Source organism: Roseicella sp. DB1501, from assembly GCF_013112485.1.
Taxonomy (GTDB): Bacteria; Pseudomonadota; Alphaproteobacteria; order Acetobacterales; family Acetobacteraceae; genus Paracraurococcus.
The window spans coordinates 198,985-213,301 of sequence record NZ_JABFHG010000011.1 but is presented as its reverse complement, the minus strand read 5'-3'; the positions used below and the strand labels follow the sequence as shown (position 1 = coordinate 213,301).

Annotated in this window: 13 protein-coding genes; 7 read left to right on the top strand and 6 right to left on the bottom strand. The window is 71.6% G+C overall.

Features of this window, described 5'->3' with window-relative positions; translation table 11 throughout:
- Nucleotides 1-195 precede the first annotated feature (195 nt).
- Genes HJG45_RS20995 through HJG45_RS20985 form a run of 3 tightly spaced genes read left to right on the top strand, consistent with a single transcriptional unit; the run spans nt 196 to nt 3,299 of the window.
- Complete coding sequence (locus tag HJG45_RS20995) at nt 196-2,508, top strand: NADP-dependent malic enzyme (RefSeq protein WP_171614715.1); 2,313 nt, start codon at nt 196-198, stop codon at nt 2,506-2,508.
- 18 nt (nt 2,509-2,526) lie between these two features.
- Nucleotides 2,527-2,991: a DUF488 family protein gene (locus tag HJG45_RS20990; protein WP_171614713.1), complete on the top strand. Its 465-nt coding sequence runs from the start codon at nt 2,527-2,529 to the stop codon at nt 2,989-2,991.
- Between the two features lie 14 nt (nt 2,992-3,005).
- Complete coding sequence (locus HJG45_RS20985) at nt 3,006-3,299, top strand: hypothetical protein (protein WP_171614711.1); 294 nt, start codon at nt 3,006-3,008, stop codon at nt 3,297-3,299.
- A 202-nt stretch (nt 3,300-3,501) separates the two neighbouring features.
- On the opposite strand, the gene HJG45_RS20980 is transcribed toward HJG45_RS20985, so the two are convergent.
- The 6 genes from HJG45_RS20980 to HJG45_RS20955 all read right to left on the bottom strand — a co-directional run bounded on the left by HJG45_RS20980 (nt 3,502) and on the right by HJG45_RS20955 (nt 8,975).
- Complete coding sequence (locus HJG45_RS20980; RefSeq protein WP_171614709.1) at nt 3,502-4,539, bottom strand: cyclopropane-fatty-acyl-phospholipid synthase family protein; 1,038 nt, start codon at nt 4,537-4,539, stop codon at nt 3,502-3,504.
- A 331-nt stretch (nt 4,540-4,870) separates the two neighbouring features.
- Nucleotides 4,871-5,839, bottom strand: coding sequence for a tripartite tricarboxylate transporter substrate binding protein (locus HJG45_RS20975; protein WP_171614707.1), 969 nt, complete (start codon nt 5,837-5,839; stop codon nt 4,871-4,873).
- 113 nt (nt 5,840-5,952) lie between these two features.
- On the bottom strand, nt 5,953-6,864 hold the full coding sequence (locus HJG45_RS20970) for an AEC family transporter (protein WP_171614705.1): 912 nt from the start codon (nt 6,862-6,864) through the stop codon (nt 5,953-5,955).
- Between the two features lie 99 nt (nt 6,865-6,963).
- Complete coding sequence (locus tag HJG45_RS20965; RefSeq protein ID WP_171614703.1) at nt 6,964-7,449, bottom strand: hypothetical protein; 486 nt, start codon at nt 7,447-7,449, stop codon at nt 6,964-6,966.
- A 65-nt stretch (nt 7,450-7,514) separates the two neighbouring features.
- Entirely contained in the window at nt 7,515-8,039 is a 525-nt protein-coding gene (locus HJG45_RS20960; protein ID WP_254452682.1) for a polymer-forming cytoskeletal protein, read from the bottom strand.
- Between the two features lie 285 nt (nt 8,040-8,324).
- Nucleotides 8,325-8,975 carry an EI24 domain-containing protein gene (locus HJG45_RS20955; protein ID WP_171614701.1) on the bottom strand — a complete coding sequence of 217 codons (651 nt, stop codon included), beginning with the start codon at nt 8,973-8,975 and terminating at the stop codon, nt 8,325-8,327.
- Nucleotides 8,976-9,129: 154 nt separating this feature from the next.
- On the opposite strand from HJG45_RS20955, the gene HJG45_RS20950 reads away from it, so the two are divergent.
- The 4 genes from HJG45_RS20950 (at nt 9,130) to HJG45_RS20935 (ending at nt 14,251) form a co-directional block, all read left to right on the top strand.
- Nucleotides 9,130-10,146: an adenosine kinase gene (locus HJG45_RS20950; RefSeq protein ID WP_171614699.1), complete on the top strand. Its 1,017-nt coding sequence runs from the start codon at nt 9,130-9,132 to the stop codon at nt 10,144-10,146.
- 105 nt (nt 10,147-10,251) lie between these two features.
- Entirely contained in the window at nt 10,252-10,614 is a 363-nt protein-coding gene (locus HJG45_RS20945; protein WP_171614697.1) for a hypothetical protein, read from the top strand.
- Nucleotides 10,615-10,828: 214 nt separating this feature from the next.
- Nucleotides 10,829-12,658 (top strand): translational GTPase TypA, encoded by a 1,830-nt coding sequence (gene typA / locus HJG45_RS20940; RefSeq protein WP_171614695.1) that lies wholly within the window; start codon nt 10,829-10,831, stop codon nt 12,656-12,658.
- A 387-nt stretch (nt 12,659-13,045) separates the two neighbouring features.
- Nucleotides 13,046-14,251 carry an HPP family protein gene (locus HJG45_RS20935; RefSeq protein ID WP_171614693.1) on the top strand — a complete coding sequence of 402 codons (1,206 nt, stop codon included), beginning with the start codon at nt 13,046-13,048 and terminating at the stop codon, nt 14,249-14,251.
- Nucleotides 14,252-14,317 lie beyond the last annotated feature (66 nt).

The following is a 14,317-nucleotide window of genomic DNA, read 5'->3' as shown; positions in this document are numbered from 1 at the left end:
ACGGCTCCAGCCAGCGATCGAGATCGCCGCCGACGCCGCCCAATCCTGCCATCTCCACCTCTCACAACGTCCGTCAGCGACCAGATGGAGGTGGCAAGGCCTGACTTGAAGTGCCCAGGTAGTGCTAAATGCCGGATGGGAAGGGGCGCCCGCGGCCAATGGCGCCCCGGCTGGCGAGCGGGAGGACGAAGTTCCATGGACGATTCACCGAAGGCCGGCCTCGCCGGCGCGCTCGCCGATGGCCGCACCGCCCGCGTCACCCCGGAGGAGGCGCTGGCGCTGCATGCCGAGGGCCGGCCGGGCAAGCTCGAGATCCGCCTCACCAAGCCGCTGATCACCGCCCGCGATCTCTCCCTCGCCTACAGCCCCGGTGTCGCCGAGCCCTGCCTGCACATCCATCGCGACCCGAAGCTCGCCTATGACTACACGGCCAAGGGCAATTTCGTCGCCGTCATCTCCAACGGCACGGCGGTGCTCGGCCTCGGCAATCTCGGCGCGCTCGCCTCGAAGCCGGTGATGGAGGGCAAGGTGGCCCTCTTCAAGCGCTTCGCCGATGTCGACGGCATCGATCTCTGCCTCGACACCGAGGATGCCGACGAGTTCGTCAATGCCGTACGCTTCCTCGGCCCCTCCTTCGGCGGCATCAACCTCGAGGACATCAAGGCGCCCGAGTGCTTCGTCATCGAGCAGCGGCTGCGCGAGGTGATGGACATCCCGGTCTTCCACGACGACCAGCACGGCACGGCGATCGTCGCCGCCGCCGGGCTGATCAACGCCGCGCACCTGACCGGGCGCGACCTGGCCGAGACCCGGCTGGTCATCAACGGCGCCGGCTCGGCCGCCATCGCCTGCGCCGAGCTGCTGCGGGCCATGGGCATGCGGCCCGAGAACATCATCATGTGCGACACCAAGGGCGTGCTCTGGCGGGGCCGCACCGAGGGCATGAACCAGTGGAAGTCGGCGCATGCGGTGGAGACCAAGGCCCGCACGCTGAGCCAGGCGCTGGAAGGGGCGGATGTCTTCTTCGGCCTCTCGGTCAAGGGTGCGGTGACGCAGGAGATGGTCCGCGCCATGGCCGACAAGCCGATCATCTTCGCCATGGCGAATCCCGACCCCGAGATCACGCCGGAGGAGGCGCGGGCGGCGCGGCCGGACTGCATTGTGGCCACCGGGCGCTCGGACTACCCGAACCAGGTCAACAATGTCCTCGGCTTCCCCTTCATCTTCCGCGGCGCCCTCGATGTCCGGGCGAGCACCATCAACGACTCGATGAAGATCGCCGCCGCCCGGGCGCTCGCCCTGCTGGCGCGCGAGGACGTGCCGGAGGAGGTGGGCTCGGCCGGGGCGGGCAAGTCGCTGCGCTTCGGCCCGGAATACATCATCCCGAACGCCTTCGACCCGCGGCTGATCAGCCGCGTGCCGGTCGCCGTCGCCAAGGCGGCGATCGACAGCGGCGTGGCGCGGCGGCCGATCCCCGACCTGCACCGCTACGCCCGCAGCCTCGCCGGCCGGCTGGACCCGACGGCCAATGCGCTCGAGCTCATCACCGAGCGGGTGCGGGCCAATCCGAAGACCGTCGTCTTTGCCGAGGGCGAGGAGGAGAAGGTCATCCGCGCCGCCATCGCCTTCCAGCAGGCGGGCTACGGCACGCCGGTGCTGGTCGGGCGGGAGGACCGCATCCAGGCGACGACCCGCGCCCTCGGCCTGCCGCTGCCCTCGGGCATCGTCATCCGCAATGCCCGGCTGTCGGACAGCAACCGGCGCTATGCCGAGTTCCTCTACCGCCGGCAGCAGCGGCACGGCTTCCTGTTCCGCGACTGCCAGCGCCTGGTCAACCAGGACCGCAACGTCTTCGCCGCCTGCATGGTGGCGACGGGCGATGCCGATGCGCTGGTGACCGGCGTGACCCGCAGCTATGCGGTGGCGCTGGAGGGCATCACCACGGTGATCGATCCGGTGCCGGGCAGCGTCATGTTCGGCCTGACCCTGCTGCTCGCCCGCGTCTCCGGCACGGTCGTCGTCGCCGACACCGCGATCCATGAGCGGCCGGATGCCGCGACGCTGGCCGAGATCGCCACCCAGTCCGCCGCCGCGGCGCGCCGGCTCGGGCACGAGCCGCGGGTCGCCTTCCTCTCCTTCTCGACCTTCGGCGACCCCAAGGGCTCCATCCCCGGCAGCATCCGCGAGGCGGTGAAGCTGCTCGACGAGCGGCAGGTGGATTTCGAGTATGATGGCGAGATGGCGGCCGATGTCGCGCTGAACCCGGCCCTCATGGCGCATCTCTACCCCTTCTGCCGCCTGACCGGCGCGGCCAACGTCCTGGTCATGCCGGGGCTGCACGCCGCCCATATCCTCACCAAGGCGGTGCCGCACCTGACTAGCGGCACGGCGATCGGGCCGCTGCTCATGGGGCTCTCGAAGCCGGTGCAGATCGTCCCGGTCGATGCCGGCGTCGGCCAGCTCCTCGACATGGCCTGCCTCGCGGCGCATGCCGCCTCGACCCGCTGACGGCCTGGCGTCCCTGGGATGGCGGACTCGCCGCTCTTCACCATCGGCTACGAGGATGCGACGCCCGACCGGCTGATCGGGGCGCTGCGGGAGGCCGGGGTGACCACCCTGGTCGATGTGCGGGAGCTGGCGAACAGCCGCCGCCCCGGCTTCGCCAAGCGTGCCCTGTCGCAGTCCCTGGAGGCGGCCGGCATCGGCTACCGGCACATGCGCGCCCTCGGCACCCCGGCCGAGGGGCGGGCCGCGGTCCGGGCGGGGCGCTACGGCGAGATGCGGCGGATCTTCGGGGCGCGGCTGGCGGGCACCGAGGCGCAGGCGGCGCTCGGCGAGCTGGCGGCCTCGGCGCGCGAGGGGCGGGTCTGCCTGCTCTGCCTGGAGCGCGACCCGGCCCATTGCCATCGCACATTGGTTGCGGAAGCTGTTGCAAGCCATGGTGGGTTTGCCATTGTCCACCTCAGCGCGGCCGGCGCCCTCCCGGCCTGACCAGGGGGACTCGCATGGCCCTGAGCCTGATCCTGCATGACCTCGCCGCCATCGAATCGGAGGACGAGACGCGCTTCTTCGAGGCGATCTTCCAGATTGCCCCGGAACACTGGCGGCTGTCGGCCGGGGCCACCTTGCTCGAGACCGGCGTCTCGCCGGGCTATCTGCGCGACCACCTGCTGCGGGCCCTGCCCGAGGAGCTGCGGGGCGGGGCGCAGATCCTGGTCACCCGGGTCTCCGGCGACACCGCCTGGGCCGGCCTGCCCACGGTCGGCGAGCAATGGCTGAAGGATGCGCTCGCCCCTTGAGGCGGGCGCGCCCCCCCCATGGCCCCCATGCCGCCAGAAGGCCGGCGGCGCTCAGCCGCGCATGTAGCGCCGCTCGGGGCGGTAGTGGAGATAGCGCTGCAGGCGGTGGCGGAAGCGGCGGAGGAGGCGCTGCAACATCGGCCGGCGGTCCACTGTTCTCCGGTTGAGGTTCAACCAATAACAGCATGGAATTGCGGAATAGTTACGGCACCTGCTGCCCCGCGACGACCACGATTCCGACCGAGGTCGCCGGGTAGCCGGCGATCGACAGCCGGAGATGCGGCGGCGTGATCGGGCCGAGCGGCACGCGCCCTTCCTCGAAGGGCGCGACATCGACGAACTGGTCCAGCGCGCCGGCCGGATGCGTGTCGTCGAGCGGCAGCATGCGGTGGCCGCGCGCCGCCAGCCGGGCTTCGAGCGCCTCGAGATGCTGCCGCTGGAACAGCACCGTGCTGCCGCGATCGAGCGTCGGGCCCGCCGGGTCCAGATTCATCTCGGTGGTATGCACCGCGATGCCGCCGGGCCGGAGGCAGCGCATGGCCGTCTCGACGAAGGCGAGCCCTGCCTCGTGCGAGCCGAGATGCTCCATCGAGCAGGCCGACCAGACCAGGTCCCGGCTGCCATCCAGCAGCGCCTCGGGCAGCTGCGCCATGTCGGCGCTGCGGAAGCTGACGAGCCGGTCGAACGCGGCGCGGCTCGGGAAGAGATGCGGGCGGAACAGCCGGTCGGTGCCGCGGCCGTGCTGGCCGGTGGCGATCCAGTCCTGCGCCCGCGCATCCTCGGCGGCGATGTCGGTCGCCAGCACCTCGACCCCGTGGGAGGCGAGGATGGCCGGCAGCGGCTCCTCGCCGACGGCGAAGCCGAGGGCGCGGCGGCCGGGCTGCAGCAGCCCGGCCTCCCAGAGCACCTGGAGGATGTAGCAATCCTCCCAGAGCTTGCGGTGGTAGAAGGGCGTCGTGCCGAGGGCGCGGCACCAGTGGCGCACCCAGGGGCCCTCGATATCGGCCTGCCGGCAGGTGCGGCTGGTCAGGCCGGCCGGCGCCGGGGCCTGCGGCAGTGCCACCCCGGGCCCGGCCAGGCCGGCGGCGTAGTGGCGCTGCACCAGGTCGTTGCCCAGCACCTTCACGCTCCAGCGCAGCATCTCCGCCTCGCGGTTCTGCTGCCTGAGCCATTCGGCCGGAGGGTTGAGGTTGCCGCGGCGCCGGGCGCGGGCGAGGGAGCGGAACAGGCTGAGCGGCATGCCCCCGGATCTGCCGCATCCGAGTTACCAACAAAATGCGCGCGCCGCCGCGAAGCCAAACTGCCGGAGGTTTGCGCCCGGCGTTTGAAGGGGCCTCGTGCGGTCACGCATGAGGACCGCTGCCATTGGAGCGTGATCGCTTGAGGTGGACTCGCCGAAAGGCGTGAATCACGTGATCGAACAACAGCCTGGACCATGATCCGCGACCCTGTGTGAGCGGATCATGGTTCAGAGCAGATCCCGTTCGAGTGGAAACGCTCGAACGGATGAAGATGCCCTGAAAACAAGAGGCTAGAGCATCTGCCGTGAAGGCAGGTGAACGGGAAATGCTCTAACCGTCGAGCCGGATGCCGAGCTCGCGGATCAGCGGCCGCCACTCGGCATTCTCGCGGGCGACGAAGTGCTGGAACTCCGTCGGGCTCCAGGGCGCCGCCTCGATGCCGAGGTCGCGGTAGCGCGCTTTCACGTCATCGGCGGCGACGCCGGCCTGCAGCGCCTCGGCCAGCTTCGCCACGACCGGCGCCGGGGTGCCGGTGGGCACGCTCATCCCCTGCCAGCCATAGGCGACGGCGTTGGCATGGCCGAGCTCGCGCAGCGTCGGCACGTCGGGCGCGCGCGGGCTGCGCGCCTCGGAGAAGCAACAGAGCGTCTTCACCTTGCCGGTGGCGATGAAGGGGATGCCCGAGGCGCAGTCGATGACCACGCTGTCGAGATTGCCGGCCAGCAGGTCCTGCATCGCCGCCGGGCCGCCGCGATAGGGGACATGCGTCGCCTCCAACCCGGTGCGGCGCTTGACCATCTCCATCGCCAGGTGATGCGGCGAGGCCACGGCCGGCGAGCCGTAATTCGGCACCCTGACCTTGGAGCGGGCGAGGAAGTCGGCGAAGTCCCGCACCGGGTCGTCCGGCCGGACCACGATGAAGAGCGGGAAGCGGCCGATGAAGCCGACGCCCTGGAAGTCCTTGTCCGGGTCGTAGGGCAGGCGGCTGTAGAGCGCCGGGTTGTAGACCAGGATGCCGTTGTCGACATGCAGCAGCGTGTAGCCGTCGGGGGCGCTGCGGGCGACCGCCTCGCTGGCCACCACGGCGCCGCCGCCCGGCCGGTTCTCGACCACGACGTTCTGGCCGAGTCGGGTGCCGATATGGCCGCCGATCAGCCGGGCGAAGGTGTCGCTGGCGCCGCCCGGCGGATAGCCGACCACCCAGCGCAGCGGCCGGTCCGGCCAGGCCTGCGCCCGCGCCGCGCCGGCGGCCAATACCGCCGCCCCTGTTCCCGAAAGCAGTCCACGCCGTCCCAGCATCGCATTCGCCCTGCATCGCCAGCGCTCCCGGCTGCCGCTCGCCGCGCCCCGGCGGGGCGGGCGGCGCGGGCCGGGATCCGCTGCTCGCATCTACCGGAAAGCCCGGCCTCCCGTCACGGGGCGAGAATGAGAATCCACAGCGGCAGGGTGATCACCGCCAGCAGGTGCTCGAGCGTGGTCAGCGCCGCCATCAGCGGCGCGTCGCCGCCCATGGCGCGGGCCATGACGTAGCTCGTCGTCGCCGTCGGCAGGGCCATGAAGATCAGCGCCGAGGCGAGGGCGAGCGGCTCCAGCCCGAAGGCCCGGCCGAGCCCGAGCACCATGGCCGGCACCAGCAGCAGCTTGATCGCCGCGGTCGCCAGCTGCAGCCCGAGCCGGCTGCGCAGCGCACCGGGCGTGAGCGCCGCGCCGACGCAGAGCAGGCCGAGCGCGACTGAGGCCTGGCCCAGCGTCCGGGCCAGCGGCGCGAGGCCATGCGGCAGGCCGCCCAGCGCGGCGAGCAGGAAGCCGGCGAGGCAGGCGAGCAGCAGCGGGTTCAGCGCCAGCTGCCGCAGCGCCCGCAGCAACGAGATGCCGTTGCCGCCGCCGAGCGAGAAGGCGAGCGTCGTCAGCAATTGCGCGAAGGGCACGATCAGCCCGGTGGTGATGGCGCCGAGGGAGGTGCCGGCGGCGCCGAACAGGCTGCCGGTGACGGCGAAGCCCATCAGGTTGTTGAAGCGGATGCCGCCCTGGAAGACCGAGGTCATCGCCGGATGGTCGACCCGCGCCAGCCGCGCCAGGCCCAGGCTCAGCGCCGCGCCGCCGAGCAGGGAGAGCCAGATCGCGCCCGCCATGCCGCCGATCGGCAGCGTCGCCAGATCGACCGCGGCGATCGCCGAGCAGAGCAGGGCGGGCATCAGCACCCAGAAGACCAGCCGCTCGATCCCCGCCCAGACCGCCTCCTCCCGCAGCAGGTGGCGGCGCAGCAGGGCGCCGAGCAGCAGCAGCCCGAAGGGCGGCACGAAGACGTCGAGATACAGGGACAAGGGGCGGTGCCGCGGCTGCTCGATTCGAAGGAGCGGATTGGGCGGAGTCGCGGCCGCCGCGTCCAGCCCCCTCGCGGCGGATCGCCCGCGTCGCGACGCTCAGGCGCTGCGCCGGGCGGCGAGCTCGGCGAGGCAGGCGGCCTCGGTGCGCGGCTCGGTCCCGCTCGCCCGCGCCGCGGCATGCGCCACGCCGAGCCAGCCGGCCGCCGGATAGAGCACGAGATCGAGCGCGCAGGCCGGGCCGGCATAGAGCCATACCTCGGCGCTGCCCTCGGCGCGGCGCAGCGACGGCTCGCCGAGCCAACGGCGCAGCGCGTCCGGCGGCGCGCCGAGAAGCTGCGCGGCGGCGGTCGGGACGGCGGAGGCCGCGACCGGCAAGGCGCCGAGCGATGGGGCGGGCGGCGGGAAAACGGGGGACACCGGCTGGGTGGCCAGGGGCGTGGGCTGCTGCGGCGCGAGGGCCGCGAGGCTGGCTTGGCTGCTCTCGATGGCGCTGCGGAGGGCGGCCGCCTCGCGCTCGCCGCGCGCGGCGCAGCCGGCGATGGGCAGCAGGAGCAGCAGGCGCAGCCAGGGCGTCTTCGCCATGTTCGGGCCGCGGGGATGGGTGAGGGAAGCGGCCCGCCGCCGGCTGCCCGGCGGCGGGCTGGGGATCAGACCTCGGCGGGCGCGGGCATCGCCGGGGCGGGCGTGGCCGGCCGCGAGGCGGTCGCCTGGGCGTCGGTCAGCATCTCCATCTGGCCGGAGACCTGGCCGCCTTCCTCGACGGAGAGCTTGCGGCAGCGCGCGACGCCGTTGACCTTGCCGCTCGAGCGGATGACGAGGCTGTTGCGGGCGGTGATGGTGCCGTCGAACAGGCCGGCGATCTCCGCATCCTCGACCTGCAGCTCGCCCTTGCAGACGCCGGACTGGGCGACGAAGAGCTCGCTCGCCTGGATCATCTGGCTCTCGACCGTTCCCTCGACGACGAGGCGCTCGGCATCCGAGACGGTGCCCTGCAGGCTGATGCCGCGGCCGACGACGAGGGTGCGGCGCTCGCTCGCCTCGCTGCGCATCGGCGGCCGGGACGGCACGCCGACCGGCGCCGTCGACGTCCCCACCTGGGCCCCCACCGGGGTGGGACGGATGCCGACGCTCGGCGCGGCGGGCGTGGCGGTCGGCTTCGGAGCCATGGACATGCTGGGCGAGTCCTTCAATGCGGGGCGGAAAGGCGGCACGCCGATATCGGAATCCCGGCTGGCCGGAAGCGCCACCGGTGCCGGCTCGGCGGCCGGCGACGCCGGCCCCTCGTCACGTTTGCGGCCGAAAATGGCCATGCTGCCCCCCTTCAGAGCATGAGCGAACCAGGCGTCCGGGTGGTCCGGCGCGGCGTGTCGCGCAAGGTCCCCGGCTATCATGCAAGGTCTCGGTAACACAACCGAGAGATCGCATTTCCGAGAGGATTTTTTCTCCGGTATTTCCAGTCAACCACGATGCAGGAGATGCGTCATCGCCGCCGTGCCCAGAACCGGCACGAGAAGGTTCACAATCGGCACCAGGGCGAGCGTCGCCAGCACCGCGCCAAGCCCGAGCACCCGCCACTCCCGGCCGCGCCGCAGGGCCCGCGCCGCCTCCACCGTCATGCGGCGCTGCGCCACTCCCTCGAACAGGCCATGGCCGAGGGCGACGGTCGAGATCAGCCAGAAGGCCACGGCCCCGAAGGGCGCCGCGAAGAAGACGAGCGGCAGGGCGAGCAGGGACAGCACGGCCATCACCAGGCCGAGCTTCAGGTTGAAGCCGATCTGGGCGCCGAGCGAAGCGCCGCGCGCTGGCGGCAGGCCTGGATAGAAGCGCCGCTCCACCGCCCCCGCCACCGGATCGAGGAACAGGCCGGAGATCGCCAGCATGGCCGGGATGAAGAGCCAATAGGCCAGGCCGAGGGTGAGCAGCCCGCCGAAGGTCGCGGCGGCGGTCGCCAGCCAGCCGGTGCCCCCGGCCAGCGCGCTGGTCCCCCAGGCGGCGAGGAGGGCGAGCCCGGCGAAGACCGCGACGGCGCCGAGCAGCCCCTTGGCGAGGGGAGCGAGGAAGGCGGGGTCCGTCAATTGGCGAAGCGTCAGGGTGCAGGCGGCGAGCATCGTCCCATCCAGCGATGGCCCAGGCAGAATGGCCAGGCGGCGGTTGCCGCCACGCGGCGTTGCGGGTTATCCGCCAGACCCAGTGTCATCAAGGCCGGCCGCGAGGGCCAGCCCGGGCCGCAACGCCCGCCAGCCCCGTGAGGTCGCGACCGAGATGAGCGAACCCAGCCTCGATATCCTCGGCATCGGCAACGCCATCGTCGATGTGCTCGCCCGGGCGGAGGACGCCTTCCTGGAGACGCACAACCTGGTCAAGGGCGCGATGCGCCTGGTCGGCGCCGAGGAGGCGGAGGCGCTCTACGCCGCCATGGGCCCGGGCACCGAGAGCTCGGGCGGCTCGGCCGGCAACACCTGCGCCGTCGCCGCGGCGCTCGGCGCCCGGGTCGGCTTCCTCGGCAAGGTGGCGGATGACCAGCTCGGCCGGGTCTTCGCGCATGACATCCGGGCCGCCGGCGTGCATTTCCCGACTGCCCCGCTGGCCGGCGGCGCGCCGACCGCGCGCTGCCTGATCCTTGTCACGCCGGACGCGCAGCGCACCATGAACACCTATCTCGGCGCCTGCGTCGACTTCTCCGCCGCCGATGTCGACGAGGCCGAGGTGACGCGCGCCCGGGTGCTATATATGGAGGGCTACCTCTTCGATCCGCCGGCGGCGCAGGCCGCCTTCATGGAGGCGGCGCGGATCGCCCACCGGCATGGCCGCAAGGTGGCCCTCAGCCTCTCGGATTCCTTCTGCGTCGAGCGGCACCGCCAGGCCTTCCGTCGCCTGGTGCGGGAGGAGGTGGACATCCTCTTCGCCAATGAGAGCGAGCTCCTCGCCCTCTACGAGACCACGGATTTCGAGGCCGCGGCGCGGCTGGCCGCCGGGGAGGTGGGGTTGGCGGCGCTGACCCGCAGCGCCCAGGGCAGCCTCGTCGTCGCCGGGGCGGAGCGGCACGAGATCGCCGCCGTGCCGACCCGGGTGGTGGACACCACCGGCGCCGGCGATGCCTATGCCGCCGGCTTCCTCGCCGGCTATGCGCGCGACCTGCCCCTGCCGGAATGCGGCCGCTGGGGCTCCGCTGCCGCTGCCGAGATCATCTCGCATTTCGGCGCCCGGCCGCAGGGGGATCTCAAGACGGCGATCCTGGCCGGTACGGGGAACCACCCCGTCGCCTCCGTGTTGGGCTGACGCGGGCAGGCCGCAACGGGTCCTTCGCATTTCGCAGGAAAAGTCGAGGCTCCGTCCCAGCCGAGGCAATCGGCAGGCCGCCCGCAAACGCCAGAGAGAGGCCCCATGCGTCGTATCGACATGCTTGCCGTCGCGCTCGGCGCGGCGGTTATCGCCAGTCCTGCCTTCGCTGCCGGCCCGGCCGGGACGGAGGCATTCCCTCGCATCATCCTCGCCCAGGGCAGCAGCGACAGCAGCCAGACCGGCGGCGTGAATGCCGCCACCCCCGGCTCCCCGGCCGCCGGCAATCTCGGCAGCACGCCGCAGAACATGCAGGGCCGCAGCCAGCAGCCGGCCCAGGGCTCGGCCGTGCCGCTCGCCCCTGGCAGCGGCGGCCGCGGCGCCAACGATCCGAGCGCCAGGCCGGGCCAGATGCAGACGGCTCCTGGCGGCACCGGCAACATGCCGGGCGACAACACCAGACGCTGAACCCGGCAGGACGGCGGCAACCCTCGCCGCCGTCCTCGCCTGTGACGCCTTGCGCCCAGGTTCCGGCTGCCCTGCGGCTTTAAGGCTCGCATTTCCGGCGGCCTCGCCCTATCTGTGCGGCGCAACATGCCGCCCTGCTGCGCCGCCCGAGCCGATCGCCCTTGCGACCGGGGCGCGTCGTTTCGCGTTGCGGCACCCAGGGACATGACCCCGTATGGAACTCCGTAACGTCGCGATCATCGCGCATGTCGACCATGGCAAGACCACGCTGGTCGACAACCTCCTGAAGCAGGCCGGCGCCTTCCGCGCCAACCAGCAGGTGGCCGAGCGGGCGCTCGACCGCAACGACCTGGAGCGCGAACGCGGCATCACCATCCTCGCCAAGTCCACCGCCGTCGAGTGGAAGGGCGTGAAGATCAACATCGTCGACACCCCCGGCCACGCCGACTTCGGCGGCGAGGTGGAGCGCATCCTCTCCATGGTGGACGGCGCCATCGTGCTCTGCGACGCCGCCGAGGGACCGCTGCCGCAGACCAAGTTCGTGCTGACCAAGGCGCTGGCCCGCGGCCTGAAGCCGATCGTCGTCATCAACAAGGTGGACCGCCAGGACGCCCGGCCGGATGAGGTGCACAACGAGGTCTTCGACCTCTTCGCCGCCCTCGGCGCGACGGACGAGCAGCTCGACTTCCACACCATGTTCGCCAGCGGCCGCCAGGGCTGGGCCGATCTGAGCATGGACGGGCCGCGCAAGGACCTCTCGGCGCTCTTCGACCTGATCCTGAGCCATGTGCCGGCGCCGAAGGTCGAGCTCGACAAGCCCTTCGCGATGAACGCGAGCATCCTCGAGAGCGACAACTTCCTCGGCCGCATCCTGACCGGCCGCGTCGAGCAGGGCACGGCGCGGCTCAACATGCCGGTGCGGGTGCTGCGCCAGGACGGCACGGTGGTGGAGAGCGGCCGGCTGACCAAGCTGATGACCTTCTCCGGCCTCGAGCGCGTGCCGGTCGAGGAGGTGCAGGCGGGCGACATCATCGCCATCGCCGGCCTCTCGGACGCGACCATCCCTGACACCATCGCCGCCCCCGAGGTGACCGAGCCGCTGCCCGCGCTGCCGGTCGATCCGCCGACCCTGGCCATGACCTTCCGCATCAATGACGGCCCGCTCGGCGGCCGCGAGGGCAAGAAGGTCACCTCCCGCCAGATCCGCGACCGGCTCTTCAAGGAGACCGAGGGCAATGTCGCGATCAAGGTGAAGGATTCGGAGGAGGCCGACAGCTTCGAGGTCGCCGGCCGCGGCGAGCTGCAGCTCGGCGTGCTGATCGAGCAGATGCGGCGCGAGGGCTTCGAGCTGACCATCGGGCGGCCGCGCGTCCTGACCCGCGAGAACCCGGAGACCGGCGCCCGCGAGGAGCCCTATGAGGAGGCGCTGATCGACGTGGACGAGGCCTATTCCGGCGTCGTCGTCGAGAAGATGTCGCTCCGCAAGGGCCAGATGCAGGACATGCGGCCCTCGGGCGGCGGCAAGGTGCGGCTCACCTTCCTCATCCCCTCGCGCGGCCTCATCGGCTATCACGGCGAGTTCCTGACCGACACCCGCGGCACCGGCATGATGAACCGGCTGTTCCATGGCTACGGCCCCTGGGCCGGGACCATCGAGGGCCGGCGCAACGGCAGCCTGATCTCCAACTCGGACGGCGAGGCGGTGCAGTACGCGCTGTTCTACCTGCAGGAGCGCGGCACGCTCTTCGTCGATCCGGGCGTGAAGGTCTATGTCGGCATGATCCTCGGCGAGCATTCCCGGGACAACGACCTGGAAGTGAACCCGATCAAGGAGAAGAAGCTCACCAACATCCGTGCCGCCGGCAAGGACGAGGCGCTGCTGCTGACGCCGCCGCGGCGGATGAGCCTCGAGCAGGCCATCGCCTATATCGAGGATGACGAGCTGGTGGAGGTGACGCCGGGCGCCATCCGGCTCCGCAAGCGCCATCTCGACCCGCATGAGCGCAAGAAGCACGCGCGCCGGGCGGAGAGCGAGGCGGCGTAAGCCAGCCGCTGCGGCAAGTCGGACGGGGGCAGGGACCGAGAGGTCCTTGCCCCTTCCTTTTTCGGCAATGACAAGGTTCCCGCGTCCGGGTCATCGAAGCCCGCCGCAGCGTCCTGTTCGCGGGGTTTATGCCGCGCGCCGCTCTTGCCTTTCCTCAATCTGCTTCCGCCATTTCTGGTTAGGCAGGTGAGGCGGTGTCCCGATCACGCAGCCAGGGCCGAAGCCGTTGTCGAGGACAGGCCGCAGCGGTCTGAAGGCCGTGGGACTCCGCGCGGACAACTCCGGATTGCCCTTTCCGGCAGAGACAGTATGAACGCTGCCCCGCTTCGAGCCTTCCTGCATGTTTTCTGGCCTCCTGCATGACGACCGCAGCCTGGAGCTGCGGCGATGACCGATTTTCTGCGCGAGTTGCTGCCGGCGCCGTTGCGGATCAGCTGGATGGAACGGCTGCGCGCCTGCGCTGGCGCGTTGTTCGGCCTGCTGGTCGCCGGCTTTGCCACGCGCCTGTTGGTCGGCTCCGGCGGGGCTCCGCCGTTGCTGCTCGCGCCGATGGGGGCCTCCGCCGTGCTGCTGTTCGGCGTGCCAGCCAGCCCGCTGGCGCAGCCCTGGCCGGTGCTGGCAGGCAATGTGATCTCGGCGGGTATCGGCATCATCTGTGCGGGTTGGATTGCCGACCCGTTGATCGCCGCCCCCGTGGCGGTGGCCGCGGCGATCGGCACCATGCTGGCGCTGCGCTGCCTGCATCCACCGGGCGGAGCGGTCGCCCTGCTGACGGCGACGGGTGGCTCGGCCATCCAGGCCGCAGGCTGGGAGTTCGCCTTCAACCCGGTGGGCGTCAACTCGGTGCTGCTGGTCCTGGCCGCCATGGCCTTCAACAACCTGGTGGGGCGGCGCTACCCGCATGCGCCGCAGCCCGCGAACAGCCACCAGACCCGGGATCCTGAGCCGACGCAAAGGCTGGGCTTCACCACGGCCGACCTGGACGCCGTGCTGCAACGCCATGACCAGGTGCTGGACATCGCCCGCGACGACCTGGAAAGCCTGTTCCGCCAGGCGGAGATGGCGTCCTACCACCGCTGCCTGGGCGAGATCACCTGCGCCGACATCATGTCGCGCGACGTCGTCGCGGTGGAGTTCGGCACGCCCCTGCAGGAGGCCTGGACGCTGCTGCGGCGGCACAGGGTCCGCGCCCTGCCCGTGTTGGACCGGGCGCGGCGGGTGATCGGCATCGTCACGCTGGCGGATTTCGTGAAGCATGCCGATCTCGACCGGCTGGACGGGCTGCGGGGCCGGCTACGGCGCTTCCTGCGGCCGGCGCCGGGCGCCTTTTCCGAGAAGCCGGAAGTCGTGGGCCAGATCATGGCCGCGCCGGTCCGCACCGTCCCCATGGACACGCATATCGTCGCGCTGGTGCCGGTGATGGCAGGCGGCCTGCATCAGGTTCCGATCGTCGACCGGGAGCGCCGCCTGGCCGGCATGGTGGCGCAGTCCGACTTGGTCGCCGCGCTGTATCGCGGCAGGCTGGCCGAGGCGGAGGCGCCGCCCGCCCGCCCCGTCGCGCGCATCGGGCCGGTGCTGCGCCGCGCCGGCTGAGCCCCTTCGCGCCGGGGCATGGCTTATCGGCACTGCGGCAGACGCTACACTCGCCGGAAAGCAGCC

Excerpts from the sequence above, each read along its gene's own strand:
- HJG45_RS20995 (WP_171614715.1), top strand. The coding sequence starts at position 196 with ATGGACGATTCACCGAAGGCCGGCCTCGCCGGCGCGCTCGCCGATGGC.
- HJG45_RS20990 (WP_171614713.1), top strand. The coding sequence starts at position 2,527 with ATGGCGGACTCGCCGCTCTTCACCATCGGCTACGAGGATGCGACGCCC.
- HJG45_RS20985 (WP_171614711.1), top strand. The coding sequence starts at position 3,006 with ATGGCCCTGAGCCTGATCCTGCATGACCTCGCCGCCATCGAATCGGAG.
- HJG45_RS20980 (WP_171614709.1), bottom strand. The coding sequence starts at position 4,539 with ATGCCGCTCAGCCTGTTCCGCTCCCTCGCCCGCGCCCGGCGCCGCGGC.
- HJG45_RS20975 (WP_171614707.1), bottom strand. The coding sequence starts at position 5,839 with ATGCTGGGACGGCGTGGACTGCTTTCGGGAACAGGGGCGGCGGTATTG.
- HJG45_RS20965 (WP_171614703.1), bottom strand. The coding sequence starts at position 7,449 with ATGGCGAAGACGCCCTGGCTGCGCCTGCTGCTCCTGCTGCCCATCGCC.
- HJG45_RS20960 (WP_254452682.1), bottom strand. The coding sequence starts at position 8,039 with ATGTCCATGGCTCCGAAGCCGACCGCCACGCCCGCCGCGCCGAGCGTC.
- HJG45_RS20955 (WP_171614701.1), bottom strand. The coding sequence starts at position 8,975 with ATGCTCGCCGCCTGCACCCTGACGCTTCGCCAATTGACGGACCCCGCC.
- HJG45_RS20950 (WP_171614699.1), top strand. The coding sequence starts at position 9,130 with ATGAGCGAACCCAGCCTCGATATCCTCGGCATCGGCAACGCCATCGTC.
- HJG45_RS20945 (WP_171614697.1), top strand. The coding sequence starts at position 10,252 with ATGCGTCGTATCGACATGCTTGCCGTCGCGCTCGGCGCGGCGGTTATC.
- typA (WP_171614695.1), top strand. The coding sequence starts at position 10,829 with ATGGAACTCCGTAACGTCGCGATCATCGCGCATGTCGACCATGGCAAG.
- HJG45_RS20935 (WP_171614693.1), top strand. The coding sequence starts at position 13,046 with ATGACCGATTTTCTGCGCGAGTTGCTGCCGGCGCCGTTGCGGATCAGC.